Below are 21,906 nucleotides of genomic sequence, written 5' to 3' on the forward strand. Positions count from 1 at the left end.
GAATACAACAGATGAGTGCCATTGATCAACTTTTGGATGCTATACCCATTCCCAGAATGGTGAGAGTTAAACAAGTTTTTGAACGCCCGGCAATTGACAATGTGGAGCTTGATCTTTTAGCTAAACTTAAGGGTAAAAATTCGAAACTCTTGATTACGCCTGGACAATCTGTGGCTGTGGCAGTCGGCAGTCGTGGCATCTCCGCCCTGCCCGAAATGGTTAAAACCCTTATCCAGTTTATTAAGGATCAGGGCGGAATACCGTTTATTGTCCCTGCCATGGGGAGCCACGGCGGAGCAACCGCCGAAGGGCAAAAGGAGATGCTCCGCGGACTTGGTGTCACGGAAGAGTATGTAGGTGCACCTATTCGAGCGACGATGGAAACATTAGAAATTGGAGTTGCCGAAAATGGACTCCCAGTATTTATCGATAAATATGCTTATGAAGCAGATGCCATTGTCATAATCAACCGAATCAAACCCCATATTGCCTTTCGAGGGGAGTATGAAAGTGGCTTAATGAAAATGATCACCATCGGTCTAGGTAAACAAAAAGGGGCCGATATCTGTCACGAGTTAGGCTTTGGCAGAATGGCGGAAAACATTCCTGCCATTGCCCGAGTGATTTTGGAAAAGACAAACTTGGTTTTTGGCGTCGCAGTGCTTGAAAACGCTTATCACGAATTATGCCAGATCGAAGTTCTTAAAAATGGTGAAATTGAAGACGGAGAACCGACCTTACTCAAGGAAGCCAAACGCTTATCCCCTAAGCTATATTTTGATTCTTTAGACGTTTTGGTTATTGATGAGATCGGCAAAAACATTAGCGGCACTGGATTCGATAACAATGTGGTCGGCCGCTACCATACCCCCTACGCCAGTGGTGGGCCAACTATTTCAAAAATTGCCGCTCTCGACATAACAGATGTCTCCCACGGAAATGGCAATGGTTTAGGAATTCTTGACTTCACAACGAGACGAGCGTTTAACAAATTTAGCTTTGAACACTCCTATCCGAATGCGCTCACCTCCACCGTACCACTTAGCGTGAAAATCCCGATGGTCTTAAAAAATGATAAACAGGCTATTCAAGCCGCTATCAAGACTTGTAATATCCTAGATAAAACGAAGGTCAGAATAGTTAGAGTTAAGAACACCTTGTGTCTCGGAGAAATTGAAGTATCAGAAAGCCTTATTGAAGAAGTTAAACAAAATCCCAATCTGGAAATTCTGAGTTCTCCATTTGACCTGGCTTTATGCGAGCAAGGGAGCCTCTTTGAGTGAAGTCCCCTCGTTTGTTGTAAGTCTATTGTTGCAAATGTTGCATCTATTGCATTAGAAATGTCTATAAACAACCCTTAAATCAAGATGCAAAGCATAATACCCCCGCTTTTACAAGTCGCGCGAAAAAAAACATACTAGGCATACTTCTTGCAATAAAGACAGTTGAAGCAGGCTGATGTATGAATAAATGAACTAGAAACAAGAGTAGAATCAGGTTTGGATAAGGGGGAAATACATTGAAAAAGATGTTGCGTGACTCACAAGAGTTATTCGAAGGAATTAAAGGAGCTTATCCCCGGGCCATGTTTAAATCAGTGGGCTATACGAAGGAAGACCTAAGGAAACCTATCATTGGCGTCGTAAGTGCTTGGTCTGAATTGCATCCCGGCAGTTACAGCAATAAGGAATTGGCTCAATTTGTTAAAGCTGGAATTTGGGCCGCAGGGGGAACTCCAGTGGAGTTCCATACCATAGCAGTCTGCGATGCGATCGCTCAAGGCTTGGGTATGCATTATTCTTTACCAAGCAGAGAAGTTATGGCAGCCGAAATTGAAGTAATGGTGGGATCCGGTGGTTTTGACGGATTGGTCTTATTACCGTCTTGTGATAAGTCCCCGGTCGCTATGCTCATGGCTGCGGCCAGACTCAATATTCCAACCATCTTTTTGCCGCCTGGCCCTATGCTCTCTCATTTCGATGAGAATGGAGAACAACGGATCATGTCCGATATTAAAGAAGCCATGGGGGCTATTAAAAAGCAACTGATCACAGATGATCAGTTTGAGGCTGTTGAGAGCGATACCTGCGCAACGGTTGGAGTCTGCGGCATGATGGGTACAGGAAATACTATGGGTTGCCTCATTGAAGCTCTGGGTATGAGTTTACCTGAGACCGCGACGACTCCGACAGTCTACGCTGAAAAGCGCCGTCAGGCTAAAAAGACTGGGGAACGTATCGTAGAAATGATTCGAGAAAATCTGAGGCCGAGACAAATCTTGACGCCTGCTAATCTGGATAATGCTATTCGCTTTCTTATGGCCATCGGAGGCTCGACCAATGTAATCCTGCACTTGCCCGCTCTTGCTCGGGAAGCAGGTTTCGAATTAAGCCTTGATCGTATCGATGAACTGTCTGGTGCAACACCCTGCGTTGCTAAATTTAAACCATCTAGCAAATTTACTCTGTGGGACTTTTTCCAAGCTGGGGGAGTTGGTGCCATACTTGGTGTTCTAGCGCCACTTATCCAAAAGGATGTTCTTACAGTGACAGGAGAAACCATCTCTGCCTATAGTCGAAAAGTAAGAAACTCAGATGCGATCCGTTCCTTGAATGACCCGTATCACCCCCAAGGCGGAATTGTTATCCTTAAGGGCAATCTTGCACCGGATGGTGCCGTTATTAAAGTGAGCGGGATTAAGAATCCGCCAAACCGCAAAGTGGGTACAGCGAAAACCTTCGATTCAGAAGAAGATTTGATGGACCACATTATGAATAAAGAAATCAAACCAGGGGACGTCTTGGTGATCCGGTATGAAGGCCCTGCAGGAGGCCCAGGGATGAGAGAATTGTCTATTCCGGCTGCCCTGCTTACAGGGATGGGCCTGGGTGACAGTGTGTCCATGATTACGGATGGCCGCTTTTCAGGCGCCACAAAAGGTTTCTGTATAGGCCACGTAACTCCTGAGGCCCATGTTAGAGGGCCTATCGCAATCGTCCATGACGGTGATTCAATCGAAATTAATCTTGAACAAAAACAGCTAAATCTGCTGATTAGTCCGGAAGAAATGGCGGAACGCTTTGCAAAACTGCCCCCTCGGAAGCCTCCTGTGAATACCGGATTCCTTGGTTTATACAGTCGTAATGTTGGGCAAGCGAATCACGGGGCCCTATTATAAAAAACAAAATTTAACACGTTAGGAGATACAAAAATGCTTACGGCTTTATGCATCCATCCTCGTGACAATGTGGCTGTTGTACTCAGAGAGGTTCGTAAGGGAGAAGATGTTCTCGTAAATTTGAATACAGGCGCCGTTCATTTAACGGCCCAGAATGATATTCCTTTTGGACATAAAATTGCGGTAACCACCCTTCCCGTAAGTAAACCTATTATCAAATACGGTGAAGAGATCGGAAATGCCAAAACCCTTATCCAGCCTGGAGAGTGGGTTCATCTGGAAAATGTCTATTGCGAACGGGGCCGTGAGGACTGATTCAACTATATATAAATTTAGACAGGGAGAGGAATTAAAGACACATGCATACATTTTATGGATATCGACGGCCACAGGGGTTACCTGGGGTAAGGAATTTGGTAGCCATTATTCCATCTGTTTTTTGTGCCAATACAGTCGTACGACGGATTACCCAGCAAGTAGCTGGAACGGTTGAGCTAACCCATCCGGTCGGCTGCAGTCAGGTAGGTTTAGACTTAGAACTTACTGCAAAAGCATTAAAGGGAGTTGGCAGACACCCGAACTTCTACGGAGTTGTGGTGGTGGGCCTTGGGTGTGAACGATTTCGGGCTAAAGAATTAGCTGACAGTATTGCGGCAACGGGTAAACCTGTAGAAATGCTCGTAATTCAAGAAGAAGGTGATACTCAAGAAGCAATAGCTAAAGGAGTACTTCTGGCACAAAAGTTAGTAGAACAAGCCGCTAAACAACAGAAAGAGGAATTTCCCCTTTCTGAGCTATGTTTAGGCCTTAAATGCGGTGGAACAGACGCTACATCGGGAATTGCTGCCAATCCAGTCCTTGGATGGGTCACAGACCAAATCGTTGCCGAAGGCGGCAGTGCCATGTTGACAGAAGTCACAGAACTGATTGGGGCTGAGCATGTCCTTGCCCGACGAGCGGTAACACCACAAGTCGGACAAAAGATCCTGGAGACCATCCATAATATGGAAAATAAATTGAAGGTCGGAACAGCCCATTGCGATCTCCAAAATCGGTCAGCATTGATCTCCCCAGGCAATGAAGATGGCGGAGTAACAACGGTGGTTGAAAAAGCTTTGGGGGGAATTCACAAAGGGGGAACCGGGCCAATCACTGGAGTACTTGCTTATGGGGAGCCTTTAGTGGAGCATGGCTTATATATCTTAGATTGCCCTGGCCATGATGGAGAAGCTGTGACGGGACTCGCGGCCTCTGGTTGCCAAGTCGTCGTTTTTACCACAGGAAGAGGAACCCCCACTGGTTTCCCCGGAGTACCTGTGGTTAAAATCACCGGAAACACTTCAACCTATGAGCGTATGAAATTCAACCTTGATTTCAACGCTGGGGAGATAATTGACAAAGGCTTAAGCATCCCTGAAGTTGGGACAGGACTCTTGAAGACAGTCATAGAAACTGCCTCAGGCGTACCAACGAAAGCAGAAATTGGTCTGCATGATGAGCTGTTTTGTATTACCCGCAGTTACGGTGGTTAAACAAGAGGCCGCAGCCATCCGTAAATTTAATGAACTAATACATCGATTATAGGGAGGTTCAAGTATGTCGTTTGAATTGAAGGGGGTATATGCTCCTATTCCAACACCATTTGTCGACGGCAAAATCGCCTACGATAAATTGGAGGGCAACTTAGAATATTGGCTTGACTCCAAGCTCGAGGGCCTTGTTGTGTTAGGGTCTAATGGTGAGTTTGTACTATTAAGTTCTGAAGAAAAAATCCAACTTATTAAGTTTGTCTGTCAAAAAGCTACGGGCCGAAAATCGGTCATTGCCGGAACGGGTGCAGAGTCCACTGCAGAAACTATTTTTTTAAGTCAACAGGCTGCTACCGTCGGGGCTGACGCTGTTTTGGTGGTAACACCTAATTACTATAAAGGGGCTATGTCGGACAAGGCTCTGATCCAATTCTATCTGGATGTGGCCGAGGCTAGCCCCGCCCCTGTTATTTTGTACAATATGCCGGGTAATACGGGAATTAATTTATCCCCTAATGTAGTAGCTGAATTAGCACAACATCCTAACATCATTGGTATCAAGGATAGCGGAGGAAACATTGTTCAGATTACTGAGGTCATTCGCAACACCCCTTCAGACTTTTCAGTGTTTGCGGGTTCTGCAAGTTTTCTCTACGCCAGTTTAGCTTTAGGGGCCAAAGGCGGAACGTTAGCCCTGGCTAATGTATTCCCTAATGAGTGTGCTGAGGTTCAATCATTATTTGAAGCAGGCAAATGGAAAGAGTCTAAGGCTTTGCAGCTTAAGCTTATGGAGAGCAATACCGCTGTGACTGCTCGCTTTGGGATTGCCGGACTTAAAGCTGCTATGGATATGCTCGGCTATTTTGGAGGAGATCCTCGTTTGCCTCTTCTGCCTATTGGCGGAGTGGAAAAAGCAGATCTTAAAGATATCTTAAACCGTACACAATTCGTTGCTAATATTAACTAATAATCGCTATCCCCTCCTTCTTAAAAGAGTCGCTCTCATGGCGGCTCTTTCTGATTAAGGACTAAGCATAAATTCATTGAAATTGTTTGCGTACATTGAAAACCAACTGCTTGTCTGCCCCTGCGTTTCTAATTTATAATATAATAAACTATGAGTAAGGGAGAATACGATGAAGCCAAAAATATTTCTTGCTAGGAAAGTTCCCAAAGAAGTGGAAGATTATATTGCTCAACATTGTGACATTGAGAAATGGAATGGTCCAGGAATTATTCCTCGTCATGAACTCCTAAAGCTTTTAGGGGATTCAGAGGGGCTTTTAATTAACAGAGAATTAATAGATCCGGAATTACTGGATTCTGCTCCAAAATTAAGAGTTGTCAGTAATAACTCAGTTGGATATAACAATTTTAACATAGAAGCCATGAAATCTAGAGGGATCATTGGAACAAATACTCCATCTGTTTTAGACGAGACTGTAGCTGATCTTGTACTAGGCTTGATTTTAGCAACTGCACGTCGAATTTCCGAACTAGATCGATATGTAAAGACAGGTCAGTGGCAGGGTATTATTGGAAATGAACTGTATGGGACTGATGTTCATCATGCGACAATCGGGATCATAGGAATGGGCAGGATTGGAGAATGCATTGCGGAAAGAGCAAAATTCGGGTTTAAAATGCGTGTCCTCTATTGTAACCGTAAGCAGAGAGCTGAGGCAGAAGAAAGATTGGGTGCCGAGCACTGTTCCCTGGAACAGTTACTGCAGGAGTCAGATTTTGTAGTTCTTATGACCCCCCTTACACCTCAAACGATTAATATTATGAGTGATAGAGAATTTGGCTTTATGAAACGGACAGCGATCTTTATTAATGCTTCTCGCGGAGAGACAGTCAACGAAAGTGCTCTCATTAAAGTACTCGAGGAGGGGAAAATTCGCGGAGCCGGTCTGGACGTTTTTGACAAAGAACCCGTAGACCCTAATAATCCGCTATTAAAGATGCCAAATGTTGTAACACTCCCTCATATCGGATCAGCGACGGCCAAGACGCGTTTTGATATGGCGATGCTTGCAGGCCAGAATCTCGTCAAAGCACTTTTAGAAAATGAACCTGCAAATTTAGTCCCAGAATTAAAGAATATTTAAGTCCCCTCTACCCAGGTGAATAACCGTCTTTTTTCGGGACAATTAATCGCAAAAAAATGGGGTTGTAAAAATACAACCCTGCACTCCTCCTTAGCTCTGTCTAAGGAATTTTTTTATCAATTTCGAGACTCCCACTTCTTCAAGTGGGTGTTCCTTACACTGGGGACTTACGTCACCGAAGTCTCGATGTTCAGCTTTAGCTGAACGAGCTCACTTCGAAAGCTTAATAATGCAGTTCCCTAACTCTTTGTCTGCTAATTTACATACAAAATGATCCCCGTCAAGAACCGGCCCAACTCCCGCCGGAGTACCTGTAAAAATGATATCCCCTCGATCCAGTCCCAGGTGTCTAGCCGTATACTCAATAATTGTCGGCAAGTCAAATATAACGTTCTTCATATTGCCACGTTGGACCTCTTGTCCATTTTTTTCTAAAGAAAAGTCAAGTTCCATCAATGCCTTAAGTCCAACAAAAGGTTGCCAAGAGGTGATTACAGCAGAGTTCATAAACCCTTTAGCAAGTACCCAAGGATAGCCCTTCCCTTTTAACTCTGTCTGCACATCACGCAATGTAAAGTCGATACCTATAGCCATTTGATCTACAAGGTCATCCACCTTAATTCCCGGCTCATATCGTCTGTTAATATGAAATACGAGCTCTGCTTCATATTGAATTTCGCCCCGATCTCCCGGAAAAATTATCTCACTTCCATTAGCCTCAGCTAAAGAATGGGTTGGCTTAGTAAACAATAACGGGACTTGTGGCACGGCATTGTTAAGTTCATGAGCATGTTGTACATAATTTCGGCCAACGCAAATTATGTTTTTAATAGATTCTAGCATGAGTAGCCTCCTAAACGATTTTTGGAGTCAATCTTCTCTCGACTCCTTAAGTCCTACGAAATTATACATACTAAAAAAATACCCTTTATAATATAACACGCGACCTTCTCGCGAACAAACTTTAACAGAACATAATACAGTATTTTTAAAAGGAAGCATACAGGAAAAATTTTCCTTTTTATAATTTCTTAATTTCTATTACCTTAATATTCGACATCTCTTAAGAATAAGCCTTTTGCTTGGGCTAAAGGTCCCGCTTCCCATCGCTTCTTTTCATTCAATATCTTTTCAACATCGGTTGGTTTTAGATTACCCTTACCTGCTTCAATAAGAGTTCCGACAATAATTCTTACCATATTCCATAGGAATCCATTGCCATTAACCTCAATTACTAAAAGACCATCCTTCTCATCAATGTTGATATAATTGATCGTTCTAATTGTCGATTTATCACTATTTCTTAAGTTAGTAAAGCTCTGAAAGTCATGAGTGCCAATTAAGACCTGAGAAGCATATCTCATCTTCATCAAATTTAGTTTATCAGCAAGATGATACGTATACTTCCTGTTAAAAACATCTCTAAACTTATTGTTGTTTATTTTATAAACATATGTTTTCGATTTTACATTATATCTTGCATGAAATCGCTCAGCTACTTCTTCAATAGATTTGATCCCTATATCTTCAGGTAAATATTCATATAAATAATCCAACATAGTGTCTGTACTCAAAGCACATTTCGTATGAAAATTTGCGATGTAATTTTCAGCATGGACGCCTGAATCTGTTCTTCCACACCCTACTAATTGAACAGCTTCCTCTGTCATTTTAGATAATACAGCTTCTATTTTACCTTGTATCGTAAGATCAGTATCCTTTTGTTTTTGCCACCCTTTGTATTTGAAACCATCATAGCTAATCTTCATTTTTAAATTTCTCATAAGTTCCGCCTTTTATTTATTTTCTCTTATCATTTTCCCATTTACTTTTTGGTTATACAGTATTGCTCATTTACGGACTTTGGAGAACAGCTGTGATCGCTTATCGGACTTAGCCTTTTCATATTGACTCTTAGTCATATCAATAATATCGACCGAAAGATGATTAGCAATCAACTCTGCCTGCATTCCGTTTAATGTACTGTAAAATTGGCTGTCGACGTTAGCCTCAAGCATGGTTGCAGCTTGCATATATTTTTGAATTAGCTCTGATCGATTTAATGTGCCAGCTTTACTGCGTTGGCTATACTCCTGAATTGCTGCTGAATACAAAGTATCCAAACGGCTCAAGGCTATATTCTGCAGGTTATTAAACTGAGACTTATACTTAGCACTAATTTGGTTTTCCGTGATTCTTTTCTCGATATTTTCATTCGCAGGAGTAGAATTGCTCAACACTTCGCTTTCTTCATACTCCACTGACTTTGAGTTGTTATTCGGTTGTGAATTGTTAGGAACTTCTAAGAAATTAGCACCCTCCACTGTATCAGCGTCCTCTAAAGTTTTGGCAACATTAGCATCATTAAACGAAGTAAAAAATTCCGCTCCAAATTGACTATTAAGTTGTTGTTGGATTTGCGGATTCGGTTTGAAATATTTGTTGTATCCCCCAAAACATATTAAGGCAATAAATAAAAGCATAGCACCTACAAATATCAAAAACTTTTTTTTCATAAATCTCTCCATACAATTAAATTAATATCATTAAATTATTTTTTGTTTGTTTGTTTATATGATAATATTCAATGAAGCATGGACAAATCCCTTTTTCTATGGTTGCCTGTTTTTCAAGAATAAGACGAGATAATTAACTAAACAAAAACCCCCGAGAATAAATAATTCCCAAGGGTGTACCCATAGAACAATAGTTGTTCTCCTAGCCTTCTGAACCACAAAAGCAGATTTGACCTTCCTCTGCTAAATCATCCGTAATATTTCCTTCATTAATTACAGCATGGCTAAAATCTGGTGTCCCGTCTGCGAATATTGCCTCAAAAGCATCCTTAATGTTTAACATAATATTTGTGATGGCCGTGACAACTTCGGAGATGGAGTTCAACCTTTCTATCCACTGAAAGCAGTAAAAATGGGTAACTGGATGACGTGATCCATCCTTAGCGGGTGTAGCGTACCATACTGTATAACTGTACCCTTCATAGGACTCATCCTTACAGCGATTAAACGTAGCAGTGTCAGGAATTGAGATCTTATTTCTCCCTATTGGTATCGCAACATTCTGTGGTGCTGAGGCTTTTTCAAAATTAATACTCTTTTTCAAAAAATCAATGACCGCAACATCTGCTAGAGTGCTGGTATCCCCCATGGCCCGACCCTCGGCTATATCCTTCAGAAGACGTCTCATGATTTTCCCACTACGGGTCTTAGGTAATTCGTCTGTAAGAAAAATATCATCAGGTCTTGCAAGGGCTCCAATTTTCAGAACAACATGCGCTTTTAATTCAGCAATTAGGTCGTCATGGATTACTATTCCTTCTTTTAAACTGACAAAGGCAAAAACCGCTTGCCCCTTTACTTCGTGGGTTCTACCCACGCAGGCTGCTTCAGCCACCAAGGGATGATCAACCAAAGCACTTTCTACTTCTGCCGTCCCGATCCGATGCCCTGAAACATTTATAACATCATCGACTCGACCAATCACCCAAAAATAACCATCATCATCCCATTTTGCTTCGTCCCCTGTAAAATACACACCCTCAAACTGTCTCCAATATGTGTCCTCATAGCGTTTGTCATCGCCATAGACCGTTTTCAGCATCGCTGGCCAAGGGCCACGAACTACTAAATAACCGCTCTCACCTTTAGGTACCGGGTTACCCAATGCATCGACTATATCTATATGGACACCGGGGAATGGAATCGTGCATGATCCTGCCTTAAGAGGAGTAATCCCCGGTACTGGTGTCATCATTATCATACCTGTCTCCGTTTGCCACCAGGTATCTACTATAGGGCAACGTTCTTCCCCAATGTGTTTGTAGTACCACATCCAAGCATCTGGGTTAATTGGTTCTCCGACCGAACCTAGAAGCCGTAAACTTGAAAGATCCTTACCCAGCGGATAGCTTTCACCCCATTTCATAAACGTGCGAATTGCAGTGGGCGCAGTATATAAAATTGTCACCTTATATTTCTCGATAATCTCCCAATACCGATCCTTTTCAGGATAATCCGGTGCTCCTTCATACATTAAAATTGTTGCACCATTAGACAATGGCCCGTATACCAAGTAACTATGTCCTGTTATCCAGCCAACATCCGCAGTACACCAATAAACATCTTCATCTTTAAGGTCAAAAACCCATTCGTGCGTTGTTGAAACCCCAACCATGTAACCTCCAACAGTATGAACAATACCTTTAGGCTTACCTGTTGTTCCACTCGTGTAAAGAATGAAAAGCATATCATCTGCGTCCATATGTTCGGCTGGGCTGACTAATGAGACATTCTTGATAACCTCGTGATACCAAACATCCCGTTCTTCTTGCATTTCTACAGGCTGACCTGTCCGTTGAACAACAATTACTTTTTCAACACAAGTTACAGTGTGCAGAGCTTGATCCACATTTTCTTTCAAAGGGATAATATTTCCGCGGCGATAACTCCCATCTGATGTAACTATAACCTTTGCCTGAGCATCTAAAACTCTATCTCTCAAAGCTTCATAGCTGAATCCGCCAAATACAACAATGTGTGGTGCGCCAATCCTGGCACAAGCGAGCATTGCGATCACAGTCTCGGGGATCATGGGCATATAAATTGTCACACGATCCCCTTTTTCTACGCCATAAGATTTGAGAACATTCGCAAACTGGGATACCTCTCGATGAAGATCCTGATAGGTTAAGACTCTTCGATCTCCCAGCTCTCCTTCAAATATAAGGGCTGCTTTATTGCGGCGTGCCCCATTTAAATGCCGATCTAAGCAATTATACGCTGCATTTAATTTTCCGCCAGCATACCATTTTGCAAAAGGATGCTCCCATTCCAGCACTTCGTCCCACGGCTTAAACCAGTCCAACCGTTTTCCCTGTTCACCCCAAAACTTTGTCCGGTCCTGCCCAAGTTCGTAGATCTCAGGGTTTTGAATAACAGCATTTGAACTAAACCCTGCAGGAGGGAAAAACAGCCTTCTTTCCTCCATTAATCCCTCACGGTGTTTCTCTTCCATATAACAATCCCCCTATTTGCTATTCTTTACAACCAAGTTCACCATGACAGACAGAGTTATTTAAGTTTAATTAGGCTTTTCGTACAACATAAATCTAAAACAGTCAACTATTGTTCCATATAATGAAACCGTGTTTCACAGTTGTAGCGCAAATTATTTGCTTCGATCTCCTTTATAACCTTGGCTTTGAAATCATTAGTGTAATTTGCGTTGACCGCATTTCCATGCCCCTCATTTGAGAGCTCTTCTGCAGTTGTTGATATATGGTAAGGTCTAACCGTCTCCTTTTTATTTACACCAGAACCAGAATTCATATCGGTCACCCCTTTTAAGTATTAATAAATTATTGTTCTATATAGTGAAACCCTGTTTCATAATTATAGCATAAATTAATTGCTTCAATAGCTTTCTTAACATTCGCTTGAAGCTTTGCGTGATCTGCCTTAATTGCACTTCCTAGCTCCTCATTTAACAACCCCGCTGAGGTTGTCGATGGACGATTCGGTCCCGTAAAAACTTGCTCTCTTTGCTTTTCAACATTACTAACAGCCATGTTAAACACCTCCTTAAAATATATTCGATAATAAAATTCAAAAAACACTTTTGTTTCGCATTATGAAACCTTGTTTTAAAATAATCTATTATGGATATATTACCACATTCCATTCTATCTATCAACAATTTTTTTTATTTTCTAACAATACATTAAAATAAAGACAGGCCCCTTGCCTCTGTCTCTGCCTGTCAATTTTACTCATGTTTTTTACATTTACCGATTCCTATAATTCTCGAAACTCTAAAATAATTATGTACTTTTATCTTCTCCGTCTGCAATCCATCATGACGTTATGATTAAAGATCTTTTCAGAAAGTTCTTGTCGCGAAATAGCTATGTCCCCATCGGATAAGTTTGAATCGGCTAATGTAGAAGGTTTAAAATCATTCTGCCCTTTGTTGGTTTGATCCAAATAGCCTGAACTTTTCAGGACAATATATGCCGCTCTAAGCTTTCGAGGTAAAAAGTAAAGACCCTCAATCTTTAATGGTTTCCCTGCCCCAGGAAGGTTTTTAAAATCACCCCTAACTATAGCCTCCTGAATTCTCCGTTCAGTGAGAATACTAAAGGTATCCTTCATGTTGCTCTCTCCTCACATTACAAAATAGTTGTTTTCGTATTATATGACGAAGAACAGCAAGTGTTTCAGGTCTCTTTCGGTTCACCTAATTGATTCAAGTGGACTCTTTCTGATATTTTAGATATTCTTTACATTTTTCCAAAAAAGTTATTATGCTTTTTTCCTCAATCAACTTTTTATCAATGGTCATATTTCCTCTTCCTAACCTGTCACATAAGCCAAGAAGCGCCACCTCGTCAATAGAAACCTCGGAAGCCATTCTTCGAATATCCGCAAAGGGTAATCCTTTTGTAACAAAGAGTATTTGCATATGCCACCTTACCATTTTGGAAACTTCATTAATTAATTTTTGATCATCCGTAAGCTCCTTGAGAAATTTAACCGAAAGCCTCTCTCCCAATTTATCATGGTCATAAGAGGTTATTCTACCCTTCATAATCTTTGTTGCAGGCGCTTTACCCAAATCATGAAGCAATGCAGACCACATGAACACCTTAGGATTTTGGCTGAGATGTTTCCTTTCCCCAGCATTATCCAGCACTAACAAAGTGTGATTCCAAACACTGCCTTCAGGGTGATGTTTGGGAGATTGGGGTACTCTCACTAAGTCTCCGAGTAACGTGTAAGGATATTCTACTTCGAATAATCCGGTCTTACTTAATTCAATAATATAGCTGGAAGGTTTTCTATCATTCATCAAATGTTCATCAATTTCAATATATGTTTGCATATAACTTGCTCCAATTAAAATAATATTTTGTATCTATGCTTTTCCAAACTTCCTGAATTAATGCACTCAGCTTAGCCCATAACCGCACTTTCATCACAAACATGTCAACAGTTCTAATTGCTTGTTGATTACTTCATCACTTTAGAAAAATCAAGCCTAACATCTTGCCTACAAAAGGGATTCTTACAATATCACTCCCGTTAATCACCTTTAAAAAAAACAATAGCAACATATAGATAAATATAGAAAATACTATTCCTGTCAACAGGATCAATGTTGCTCCCCCTTGGGATGCTAAATTATTGAGATTTATAAAAAGCACTCTTCCGATGTATCCCATCGTTATTCCTGCTACTAAAATTTTGATTATATTGGGGATATCCAGCGCGTACCCAATTGATTTTACAACGGAAGAGTAATGTAAAATCGTTTCTAAAATGACACCAACGCTAATGGCTAAGATTACGCCATTGATTCCCAGTAACGGATTAGAGGCCAAGGGGTAAATTAGAGCAACATTAGTACATCTTGCTAGGATATTGTTAAACATCACGGTCTTAGCTTGCCCCATTCCGACCAAAACAGACTGAAGTGGAGATTGAAGATAATTCAATAAAAAAAACGGCGCAATCAATTTTAGTAATGGGGCCGCAGTCGGTGCGTGGTATACTGCCGTCATTAATTCATGGGCATACAGATATAGCAATAAAGTGCTGGGTACGCCAACAATTAGGGCAACCCTAATTGCTTGATTTAACCTGCGTTTGATTAATCGGAGATTGTTTTGAGCATTTGCCTCACTGATAGCCGGAACTAAAGTAGCCCCCAGCGACTGGTTAATAAAACCAGGGAGAAATAGAAGGGGCATAACGAAACCAGTCAACATCCCATATTGTTTAGTAATCAGGGCGGAGCTAACGCCTGCCATGGCAAGACTTTTAGTTATCACAATTGGTTGTATAGCCCTCGTAATTGAAATAACGAAACCATTGCCTGTTGTAGGCAATCCTGTCTGTAGAAGTTCAATCAGTACATTTTTCCCTCGAAAAGCTTGACACCAACTAGGACGTGAAATCTTTATTTTACTATGATGTGAGATTCTGAACATAATGATAAAGAAAATCAAGGAACAGGCTTCCCCCAACACACTGCAAAGCACCGCTCCCGCCGCGGCATATTCAATACCTAACAGAACCAACCGCTGTACCAAAATATAAGTTAAACCAACCCGCACAATTTGCTCAAACACCTGCGCAAAGGCGATCGGATTCATAGTTTGCCTTCCCCGAAAGTAACCCTTGAGTACTCCTGATACCGCCCCAATTGGAATAATCGGAATCATAGCCATGAAGGAGTAATAAGACCGCGGATCGGTCAAAAAGAAGCTAGATAAATACTTCCCACTAAAAATCGAAAGAAATACAACGAAGATACTTAAACTCCCCGTTATGACCAAGGATATAACGAGTATTTTTTTTACCTTTCCCCTATTTCCTTGAGCATCTGCTTTCGCCACTAAGCGCGAAATAGCTACTGGCAACCCGATGGTCGTCAAGGTCATCATCAAGCCCATAAAGGGCATGACCATCTTTTTTAATCCAATTCCCTCGGGACCTAAAACTCTGGATAGAACAATAGAATTACTGAAGACCAATACCTTCGTTATAAAAGCGGCTAACGTTAGAACAAAGGCTCCTTTGACCAAACTTTGTTTCTTCATGAAGCTAACCTTTCTTAAACAATGTTTGATCTATGTCTATGTCAGCTCAGAGCATTTCAAAACCCCTTCTCCGTTTTAAGAACTTATCAGAAAACTTGGCATATATTTCATTTTCATCTATACAATGCTATAAAGCACTATCGCCAGCCAGCTCTAGGATTCCTCTCTGATAAGAAAGAATCGCAAGTAAGTACGTATGCAGTTGCAACGCATGGCAGGAATTGACTGGACTGATTCATGGGGGTGAAATTATTATAACTAATTCAAGGCGCATCTTAGCCTCTGTTAATTCGTTTAACAATAATTACTGGGATAAACTCTCCTTCGTCGCCACATTGAAAGAACTTACTTACATGAAAAAGGTCCTCTTTACCTGTATCGGCACGGATCGTGCAACAGGTGACTGTCTGGGACCACTAGTCGGTACAAATTTAAAGCGTCTGGGTTATTCGGTATTGGGGACACTGGATGAACCTCTGCACGCACAAAACCTGATTCAAGAACTTAAAAGGGTTTCGACCATACATAATCCTGATACAGTTGTTGCGATTGATGCCTGCCTGGGAAAATCGGGCGAAGTCGGTAAGATCACCTTGTCTAACTCTCCTTTAACACCAGGAGCAGCCTTAAACAAGGAGTTGCCCGCTGTGGGAGATATCTCGATCATGGGAATTGTTAATATGGGAGGCTTTCTTGAGCTTCAGGTTCTCCAGTGCACCCGTCTCCATACAGTGATGAAGCTGGCTTCAGATATTACACATCTAATTTGGCAGGCAGTACCTGACTCTCGGAAGGAAACTCAACTCCTTAACAAACACAGTCAATGCTCCTAAGAATAGATTGCCGATACTCTCCGTCCCGCATAACATTTCGAGTTTTAGGTCATCCTAAAAAAGATGTAATGACTGAATAGGAGTGATTAAATTGTCCAAAACGGATAATCGGGTGGACTATAAGGCTCACTTGCAAGAACACATCGACCACACTGCAGCTAATCTTAAGGAAGCAGAGGATTACTTGGATGAGCATGCAGGTGAGATCACGGCAGTTAAAAAGCATATTATTGAAGCTAAAAATGATCGACGCAAAGAAAGTATCGAAGGTTTCATTGCAGGAAAGAATAGCTAAGCCGGTTGACAACCCATAATCTAACTTCTCTAAGAACAAGTAGCTTCTTCCGATTTTGGAAGGGCTGCTTTAATTTAAGTCGATTAAAAATATACCTGGTTAACTCACATTATTCTTCATCAATTGTCTTTAATCCGCCTGTTTGCTTAATACTGCCACTACTTGGTCTATTCTCCACATATCCTTTGCTGACATCATAAAGAAGCTTCATCAATAGATCTTAGTATAAAAAATTAATTAATCCCCACCTAGTATAATAGGTGAGGATTATTGCAACAGCTTAGATACTAAATGAAATGATGGGTCTAAACATAGAAGTTAATTTTTAATACTTTATGAATTTCGTTCCCGAAGTACCGCAGATAAAACATTTTTCAGGAACAACCTTCTCAAGGTTTCCGCAAATAGGACAAAGATAGTAAAATACTTCTTCCTCTTGTTCCAGGTTATCCAGTGCTTCTTTATATAGTCTTGCATGGACCTCTTCCGCCTTTAGAGCGTATGTAAAAGTTCTTACTGCAGCTTGATTTCCCTCTTCTTGAGCCACTTTTAGAAATTCTGGGTACATGCTTTGAAATTCGTGATTCTCTCCATTTACAGCATCGTTTAAGTTTTCCACAGTTGACATGATCTTACCCGCAACCTCGAAATGCTTTTGGGCATGAATGGTTTCGGCATCTGAAGCTGCCTTGAAAAGTTTTGCAGCATTTTTTTTGCCTTCAGCCTCAGCTTTTTTTGAGTAAGCGATATATTTCCGATTAGCTTGTGATTCCCCAGCAAATGCTTCCATTAAGTTCTCTAATGTTTTTTTGTTATTCATAATGTTCCCTCCCATATAGTTCTCAATCTAATCATTATGCAGGATCTGTCATCATTTCTTGCCTAATATGTAGAAACGATATTTCAACTGCATAATAATTAAACTATAATTGATAAATATAATATACCACAAAGGAACTTTATAGACTAATTACTGCGAGCCCCTTTATTCTTGAAACATCGATTTAGGATAAGCATTAATCTTTTTAATCTAAAGAGAAGGAAAGATTGATTTTCTCAGATCAACATTATATAGGTAGCAAATTTTATAAAGACGACTAACCATCATGAATCAGGATACTTTAGCTCCCACGAAACTCTCGAACCAATAATTTTTACATTTAAAACAATGAGACCAAAAAAAATCAAAGCTAATAAGGCAATAATTCAGGATGACAGACTTCTTTATATATGAATGATTGCTTGGCGATGGTAATCTAGATCCTATTAATATGATTAACAAAGATATGAGCTTAAAAACTAAAATGGACCCTGTGATCTTTCCTTCGGATCACAGGGCTTTTCTTTGATAACTTTCTCTGTCTCTATCATTAATACAGAAAACTAAGCATATTATAAAAGTTAAGTATTTACCACTTTGGAATAATATGGTAAAATTAACCAATACGTATTTGAGAAAGGGGTTATTGTTATATGGCTAAACATTCTAAAGTTGCTAATAATGCTAATATCACAAATAATGTTAAAACTGCACGGATAATTTCTGTTGCCTCACAAAAAGGCGGGGTTGGCAAGACTGCAACTGTCACAAACATGGCTGTAGGGCTAGTTAGTCTTGGATATAAGACAGCTGTCATCGACATGGATGCTCAAGGTCATATCGCACTTTCGTTTGGGATCGAAAAAAGTAACTTAAAGAAAACGATTTATGATGTTTTAATTGGTGAAGTAAAAATGAGAGACATAAAGCAAACTGCATTTGGGGTGGATCTATACTTATCAAACAATTCTCTTTCTGATCTCAGTCCAAAAGTAATGGCTCAACTTAACTCCAAGCAATTCCCTACTCCTAAATACCTTTTGAGAAATGCGATAGGTCAGATAAGAACCCGGTACGATTACATTCTCATTGATACCTCTCCGAGCAATGACATACCCACAATGAATTCTCTGTTAGCGTCTACAGACATTATCATTCCGGTCCTTCCGGAAGGACTGTCCATTGATGGGATCTTCGACACACTAATATTAATCAAGAATATCCAGGAACAAGGTGCAAAGGTCAATGTTTTAGGTATATTGCCTACGATGGTCCAAGACCATACTAACCTTCATCATGTGATGCTTCAAGATCTCCGGAAACGTTTTGCAGAGACCCCAGACATAAAGGTTTTTGACACAGTAATCAAACGAGCCATACGGCATGGACTAGCCCAGACCCACGGTGAACCGGACATTAAAAAAGCCCCCGAGTACCTTTCTTTTGTAAAGGAAGTACTTGCCATCGCATGAGAAAAACAGAACATTTCAGATTCAAAATCCGGTAAGGGCATTAAAAGCCTTTACCGAATTTTTTTACATCGAATTTTATCTAAAACACATTGAACTTTAAAGTTTGCGACAAGTTCTGCCAATCTCCGCTACTATTTTGACATGGTCTGTTTGTCGTAATTCTAGCAGAGAGAGGGCACTCTTCAAAATTTAACACTTAACAATTTAGGCTCTAGACGCCATGGGTTCGATGTACTCTGTCGTTGCGTGGAGCAATGCCAATAATTCGTATAAAGGAAAGACGCTCTCTAAAATATAGAACAAAGAATTGGGAATAATAAGAATGAATCTTAAAGGAGGTATTGTGATGGCAGAAAATAAGTCAAAAGATAAGTTCTTAGCAAACCCAATTGAAAAGCATGACACGGCCGCTTGGCGGGGGCATATCGAAAGTGTTAAACCCCAATCGAATGTACCTATCCCCAGCGAAGAATCCGTAAATAGTGCCAAAGAATGGGTCGATACAAATTCCTTGTCATAACAAATAACGTATACCTAAATGAAATGACTCCCGAACTATAGTTGTCCGGGAGTCATTTCGTTTAGTGTGTTCGGATGCTAATAATTATTTGAATTGGATGTTTAATATAATCCTAGATGTGGGATGGTATACTTTTTCGATTTTCGACAAATATCTTGACATACAGCTTATAATACTATAATACTAAATATGTTTTGATATTCTAGTATTAATTAAGAATGAAGGGTACGATAACTGTGGAAAAGGTTGAAATACTCATTATAGGAGCCGGGGTCGTAGGCTTAGCAATTGCCGCAGAGCTATCTAAACAATTTGATGATGGTTCAGTAGTTTTGCTGGAACGGCATAGTAAATTTGGACAAGAAACCTCAAGCCGCAACAGCGAAGTAATCCATGCCGGTATTTATTACCCAACAGGAAGCCTAAAGGCAAAATTGTGTGTTGAGGGTAACCAAAAACTATATCAGTTTTGTCAGGAATGGGAAATACCACATAAACGTATCGGAAAATTAATTATTGCTCGCAATGAGGAAGAAATCCCGGCATTAGAATCAGTTTTGACTCAGGGTCGCAAGAACGGGGTTAATGATCTGGAACTATTGGATAAAGATCAAATTACAAAATTAGAACCAAATATAAGAGCCACGGCCGGACTATTATCTCCCTCAACGGGGATTATTGATTCACACAAGTTAATGTTAAGACTTGAATGGCTTGCTCTGGAACAAGGTGCCATCGTTGCCTATAATCATGAAGTAATTGGAATTGATTCAAAAGGCGATGGATATCATGTGACCTACCATAATCCCACAGGCCAACTTGAATCGATTCATTGTCGCTGGTTAATCAATTGCGCAGGATTAAACTCCGATCAAATCTTTTCATTCTTGGGAATTAACATAGATGACATTGGTTACCGCATCTACCCTTGTAAGGGGGAATATTTTTCCGTTTCAAATACCAAGTCGGCTTTAGTGTCACGGCTAATCTATCCGCCTCCATTAAAGGATCTAAAGGGTTTAGGCATTCATGCTACCAAAGCATTGGATGGCCGATTGAGATTTGGTCCAAATGCAATCTATACAGAAACGTTGGATTACGATGTAAATGAAGATCATGCCCAAGAGTTTTATAACGCGGTCAATACCTACATGCCATTTTTAAAATCTACAGATTTCCATCCGGATATGGCAGGTATAAGACCTAAAATTCAAGCCCCAGGTGATCCCATCCGTGATTTTATTGTCTGTCATGAAGTTGAACGCGGATTTGAGGGGTTGATTAATCTGATTGGCATCGAATCTCCTGGCTTAACCTCGTCATTAACTTTAGCAGAGATGGTTAAAGACTTAATTCAATGATTACACTCTCTACACGGACTGAGGGTACAACAAATTAACTGATAGAACTCATGAATTTTGGTTGAGGAGTTTTTATGCTTAACGTTTGTCTATTGGGAACAGGAGGTATGATGCCGCTACCAAACAGATGGCTGACATCCCTTCTGATAAAGTATAACGGAAAAATGCTTCTAATAGATTGTGGTGAAGGAACTCAAATCCCGCTGAAGAAGCTTAAATGGGGTTTTAAATCTATTGATGCCATTCTATTTACCCATTATCATGCAGATCATATAGCGGGATTACCCGGACTGCTTCTTACTATAGGCAATGCAGGAAGGAAAGAACCGTTAACTTTGATGGGGCCTCCGGGCATAAAAAAAGTTGTTGCGGGTTTAACTGTCATTTCACCTGAATTACCTTATGAGTTGACATTAATTGAGCTATCAGACATTGAAAGTACTAAAACATGCATAAGCCATATTGAAATGGAGATTAAGGGTATACCCGTTGATCATACTCTTCCTTGCTTGTCATATTCTATTGAGCTTATAAGACAGGGCGAATTTGATGTAGAACGCGCTAAGGAACTGAGTATTCCGGTAAACTACTGGAACAGTCTTCAGAAAGGTATGAATATTACCTTTGAAGGAAAGACTGTAAGTCCTGAAATGGTTATTGGTGAAACGAGGAAAGGGATTAAGGTTTCCTATTGTACTGATACAAGGCCAACAAAAGGTTTAATAGAGTTTATTAAAGACTCAGACCTCTTTATTTGTGAAGGAATGTACGGCAATGAAGACGACTTATGCAAAGCAGAGCAAAAAAAACATATGATGTTTTCTGAAGCCGGATTACTCGCAAAACAAGGAAGCGTAAAAGAACTCTGGCTAACTCATTATAGTCCGTCACTGACAAAGCCAGAGGAATACATTGAGCCTGTGAGAACAATCTTCAAAAATACACTTGCAGGAAGTGATTTACTTATTAAGTCTATAAAGTATACGGATTAATAAGTAAATCCTTTCATTGCGAGAGTATACCACGTTGACTTGAGGTAAATATGACTAGTTAAGACATTTATTATCTTCCCTAGCCAGAGAATACTTTCTGCCATCCACTGTATTTTTTATTGCCCATAAAATTTAATACGAATTATAAGAGGGTGCTGTTAAGCAGCACCCTCTTATA

Annotated in this window: 22 protein-coding genes; 12 read left to right on the forward strand and 10 right to left on the reverse strand. The window is 40.5% G+C overall.

Annotated features, from left to right (window positions below; genetic code table 11):
* Positions 1-11 precede the first annotated feature (11 nt).
* The 6 genes from BUB11_RS17010 to BUB11_RS17035 all read left to right on the forward strand — a co-directional run bounded on the left by BUB11_RS17010 (position 12) and on the right by BUB11_RS17035 (position 6,818).
* Positions 12-1,283 carry a nickel pincer cofactor-dependent isomerase, group 22 gene (locus BUB11_RS17010; RefSeq protein WP_073030955.1) on the forward strand — a complete coding sequence of 424 codons (1,272 nt, stop codon included), beginning with the start codon at positions 12-14 and terminating at the stop codon, positions 1,281-1,283.
* A 245-nt stretch (positions 1,284-1,528) separates the two neighbouring features.
* Positions 1,529-3,178, forward strand: coding sequence for a dihydroxy-acid dehydratase (gene ilvD / locus BUB11_RS17015; protein ID WP_073031010.1), 1,650 nt, complete (start codon positions 1,529-1,531; stop codon positions 3,176-3,178).
* A 33-nt stretch (positions 3,179-3,211) separates the two neighbouring features.
* Positions 3,212-3,493: a UxaA family hydrolase gene (locus tag BUB11_RS17020; protein ID WP_073030956.1), complete on the forward strand. Its 282-nt coding sequence runs from the start codon at positions 3,212-3,214 to the stop codon at positions 3,491-3,493.
* Positions 3,494-3,537: 44 nt separating this feature from the next.
* Entirely contained in the window at positions 3,538-4,710 is a 1,173-nt protein-coding gene (locus tag BUB11_RS17025; protein ID WP_073030957.1) for a UxaA family hydrolase, read from the forward strand.
* Positions 4,711-4,774: 64 nt separating this feature from the next.
* The gene (dapA, locus tag BUB11_RS17030; protein ID WP_073030958.1) at positions 4,775-5,674 is read left to right on the forward strand and encodes a 4-hydroxy-tetrahydrodipicolinate synthase; all 900 of its coding nucleotides are present in this window, start codon (positions 4,775-4,777) and stop codon (positions 5,672-5,674) included.
* Positions 5,675-5,843: 169 nt separating this feature from the next.
* Positions 5,844-6,818: a 2-hydroxyacid dehydrogenase gene (locus BUB11_RS17035; protein WP_073030959.1), complete on the forward strand. Its 975-nt coding sequence runs from the start codon at positions 5,844-5,846 to the stop codon at positions 6,816-6,818.
* 210 nt (positions 6,819-7,028) lie between these two features.
* Here BUB11_RS17035 and BUB11_RS17040 read toward each other — a convergent pair whose 3' ends face one another.
* The 9 genes from BUB11_RS17040 to spoVB form a co-directional block, all read right to left on the reverse strand.
* Positions 7,029-7,661, reverse strand: coding sequence for a fumarylacetoacetate hydrolase family protein (locus BUB11_RS17040; protein WP_073030960.1), 633 nt, complete (start codon positions 7,659-7,661; stop codon positions 7,029-7,031).
* 203 nt (positions 7,662-7,864) lie between these two features.
* Positions 7,865-8,602: a tRNA pseudouridine(38-40) synthase TruA gene (gene truA, locus BUB11_RS17045; RefSeq protein ID WP_200797942.1), complete on the reverse strand. Its 738-nt coding sequence runs from the start codon at positions 8,600-8,602 to the stop codon at positions 7,865-7,867.
* A 66-nt stretch (positions 8,603-8,668) separates the two neighbouring features.
* A complete protein-coding gene (locus tag BUB11_RS17050; protein ID WP_073030961.1) occupies positions 8,669-9,334 on the reverse strand; it encodes a hypothetical protein in 666 nt (221 codons plus the stop codon).
* A 202-nt stretch (positions 9,335-9,536) separates the two neighbouring features.
* Positions 9,537-11,849 (reverse strand): acetate--CoA ligase, encoded by a 2,313-nt coding sequence (acs, locus tag BUB11_RS17055; protein ID WP_073030962.1) that lies wholly within the window; start codon positions 11,847-11,849, stop codon positions 9,537-9,539.
* 107 nt (positions 11,850-11,956) lie between these two features.
* Positions 11,957-12,163 carry a hypothetical protein gene (locus tag BUB11_RS17060; protein ID WP_073030963.1) on the reverse strand — a complete coding sequence of 69 codons (207 nt, stop codon included), beginning with the start codon at positions 12,161-12,163 and terminating at the stop codon, positions 11,957-11,959.
* Between the two features lie 29 nt (positions 12,164-12,192).
* Positions 12,193-12,402, reverse strand: a complete 210-nt coding sequence (locus BUB11_RS17065) for a hypothetical protein (RefSeq protein ID WP_073030964.1) — start codon at positions 12,400-12,402, stop codon at positions 12,193-12,195.
* Positions 12,403-12,664: 262 nt separating this feature from the next.
* Positions 12,665-12,985: a DnaJ family domain-containing protein gene (locus tag BUB11_RS26635; RefSeq protein ID WP_084110358.1), complete on the reverse strand. Its 321-nt coding sequence runs from the start codon at positions 12,983-12,985 to the stop codon at positions 12,665-12,667.
* A gap of 94 nt (positions 12,986-13,079) precedes the next feature.
* Positions 13,080-13,715, reverse strand: a complete 636-nt coding sequence (locus BUB11_RS17075; RefSeq protein WP_073030965.1) for an HD domain-containing protein — start codon at positions 13,713-13,715, stop codon at positions 13,080-13,082.
* A 136-nt stretch (positions 13,716-13,851) separates the two neighbouring features.
* Complete coding sequence (gene spoVB, locus BUB11_RS17080; RefSeq protein ID WP_073030966.1) at positions 13,852-15,435, reverse strand: stage V sporulation protein B; 1,584 nt, start codon at positions 15,433-15,435, stop codon at positions 13,852-13,854.
* A 221-nt stretch (positions 15,436-15,656) separates the two neighbouring features.
* Here spoVB and yyaC point away from each other — a divergent pair, with 221 nt between their 5' ends.
* Complete coding sequence (gene yyaC, locus BUB11_RS17085; RefSeq protein WP_242947584.1) at positions 15,657-16,268, forward strand: spore protease YyaC; 612 nt, start codon at positions 15,657-15,659, stop codon at positions 16,266-16,268.
* A 91-nt stretch (positions 16,269-16,359) separates the two neighbouring features.
* Entirely contained in the window at positions 16,360-16,563 is a 204-nt protein-coding gene (locus BUB11_RS17090) for a small acid-soluble spore protein Tlp (protein ID WP_073030967.1), read from the forward strand.
* A gap of 325 nt (positions 16,564-16,888) precedes the next feature.
* On the opposite strand, the gene BUB11_RS17095 is transcribed toward BUB11_RS17090, so the two are convergent.
* Positions 16,889-17,383, reverse strand: a complete 495-nt coding sequence (locus BUB11_RS17095) for a rubrerythrin family protein (RefSeq protein ID WP_073030968.1) — start codon at positions 17,381-17,383, stop codon at positions 16,889-16,891.
* Positions 17,384-18,036: 653 nt separating this feature from the next.
* Between BUB11_RS17095 and BUB11_RS17100 the strand changes: the two genes are divergently transcribed.
* The 4 genes from BUB11_RS17100 to BUB11_RS17115 all read left to right on the forward strand — a co-directional run bounded on the left by BUB11_RS17100 (position 18,037) and on the right by BUB11_RS17115 (position 21,728).
* On the forward strand, positions 18,037-18,855 hold the full coding sequence (locus tag BUB11_RS17100) for a ParA family protein (protein WP_073030969.1): 819 nt from the start codon (positions 18,037-18,039) through the stop codon (positions 18,853-18,855).
* 346 nt (positions 18,856-19,201) lie between these two features.
* Positions 19,202-19,375, forward strand: coding sequence for a CDIF630_02480 family spore surface protein (locus BUB11_RS17105; RefSeq protein ID WP_073030970.1), 174 nt, complete (start codon positions 19,202-19,204; stop codon positions 19,373-19,375).
* Between the two features lie 236 nt (positions 19,376-19,611).
* Positions 19,612-20,736 (forward strand): NAD(P)/FAD-dependent oxidoreductase, encoded by a 1,125-nt coding sequence (locus BUB11_RS17110; protein ID WP_073030971.1) that lies wholly within the window; start codon positions 19,612-19,614, stop codon positions 20,734-20,736.
* A 74-nt stretch (positions 20,737-20,810) separates the two neighbouring features.
* On the forward strand, positions 20,811-21,728 hold the full coding sequence (locus BUB11_RS17115; RefSeq protein WP_073030972.1) for a ribonuclease Z: 918 nt from the start codon (positions 20,811-20,813) through the stop codon (positions 21,726-21,728).
* Positions 21,729-21,906 lie beyond the last annotated feature (178 nt).

The organism is Desulfosporosinus lacus DSM 15449, from assembly GCF_900129935.1.
Lineage (GTDB): Bacteria > Bacillota > Desulfitobacteriia > Desulfitobacteriales > Desulfitobacteriaceae > Desulfosporosinus > Desulfosporosinus lacus.

Excerpts from the sequence above, each read along its gene's own strand:
- truA (WP_200797942.1), bottom strand. The coding sequence starts at position 8,602 with ATGAGAAATTTAAAAATGAAGATTAGCTATGATGGTTTCAAATACAAA.
- BUB11_RS17065 (WP_073030964.1), bottom strand. The coding sequence starts at position 12,402 with ATGGCTGTTAGTAATGTTGAAAAGCAAAGAGAGCAAGTTTTTACGGGA.
- BUB11_RS17025 (WP_073030957.1), top strand. The coding sequence starts at position 3,538 with ATGCATACATTTTATGGATATCGACGGCCACAGGGGTTACCTGGGGTA.
- dapA (WP_073030958.1), top strand. The coding sequence starts at position 4,775 with ATGTCGTTTGAATTGAAGGGGGTATATGCTCCTATTCCAACACCATTT.
- BUB11_RS17035 (WP_073030959.1), top strand. The coding sequence starts at position 5,844 with ATGAAGCCAAAAATATTTCTTGCTAGGAAAGTTCCCAAAGAAGTGGAA.
- ilvD (WP_073031010.1), top strand. The coding sequence starts at position 1,529 with ATGTTGCGTGACTCACAAGAGTTATTCGAAGGAATTAAAGGAGCTTAT.
- BUB11_RS17075 (WP_073030965.1), bottom strand. The coding sequence starts at position 13,715 with ATGCAAACATATATTGAAATTGATGAACATTTGATGAATGATAGAAAA.
- BUB11_RS17115 (WP_073030972.1), top strand. The coding sequence starts at position 20,811 with ATGCTTAACGTTTGTCTATTGGGAACAGGAGGTATGATGCCGCTACCA.
- BUB11_RS17010 (WP_073030955.1), top strand. The coding sequence starts at position 12 with ATGAGTGCCATTGATCAACTTTTGGATGCTATACCCATTCCCAGAATG.
- BUB11_RS26635 (WP_084110358.1), bottom strand. The coding sequence starts at position 12,985 with ATGAAGGATACCTTTAGTATTCTCACTGAACGGAGAATTCAGGAGGCT.
- BUB11_RS17050 (WP_073030961.1), bottom strand. The coding sequence starts at position 9,334 with ATGAAAAAAAAGTTTTTGATATTTGTAGGTGCTATGCTTTTATTTATT.
- BUB11_RS17100 (WP_073030969.1), top strand. The coding sequence starts at position 18,037 with ATGGCTAAACATTCTAAAGTTGCTAATAATGCTAATATCACAAATAAT.
- BUB11_RS17020 (WP_073030956.1), top strand. The coding sequence starts at position 3,212 with ATGCTTACGGCTTTATGCATCCATCCTCGTGACAATGTGGCTGTTGTA.
- BUB11_RS17095 (WP_073030968.1), bottom strand. The coding sequence starts at position 17,383 with ATGAATAACAAAAAAACATTAGAGAACTTAATGGAAGCATTTGCTGGG.
- BUB11_RS17105 (WP_073030970.1), top strand. The coding sequence starts at position 19,202 with ATGGCAGAAAATAAGTCAAAAGATAAGTTCTTAGCAAACCCAATTGAA.
- spoVB (WP_073030966.1), bottom strand. The coding sequence starts at position 15,435 with ATGAAGAAACAAAGTTTGGTCAAAGGAGCCTTTGTTCTAACGTTAGCC.
- BUB11_RS17060 (WP_073030963.1), bottom strand. The coding sequence starts at position 12,163 with ATGAATTCTGGTTCTGGTGTAAATAAAAAGGAGACGGTTAGACCTTAC.
- acs (WP_073030962.1), bottom strand. The coding sequence starts at position 11,849 with ATGGAAGAGAAACACCGTGAGGGATTAATGGAGGAAAGAAGGCTGTTT.
- BUB11_RS17040 (WP_073030960.1), bottom strand. The coding sequence starts at position 7,661 with ATGCTAGAATCTATTAAAAACATAATTTGCGTTGGCCGAAATTATGTA.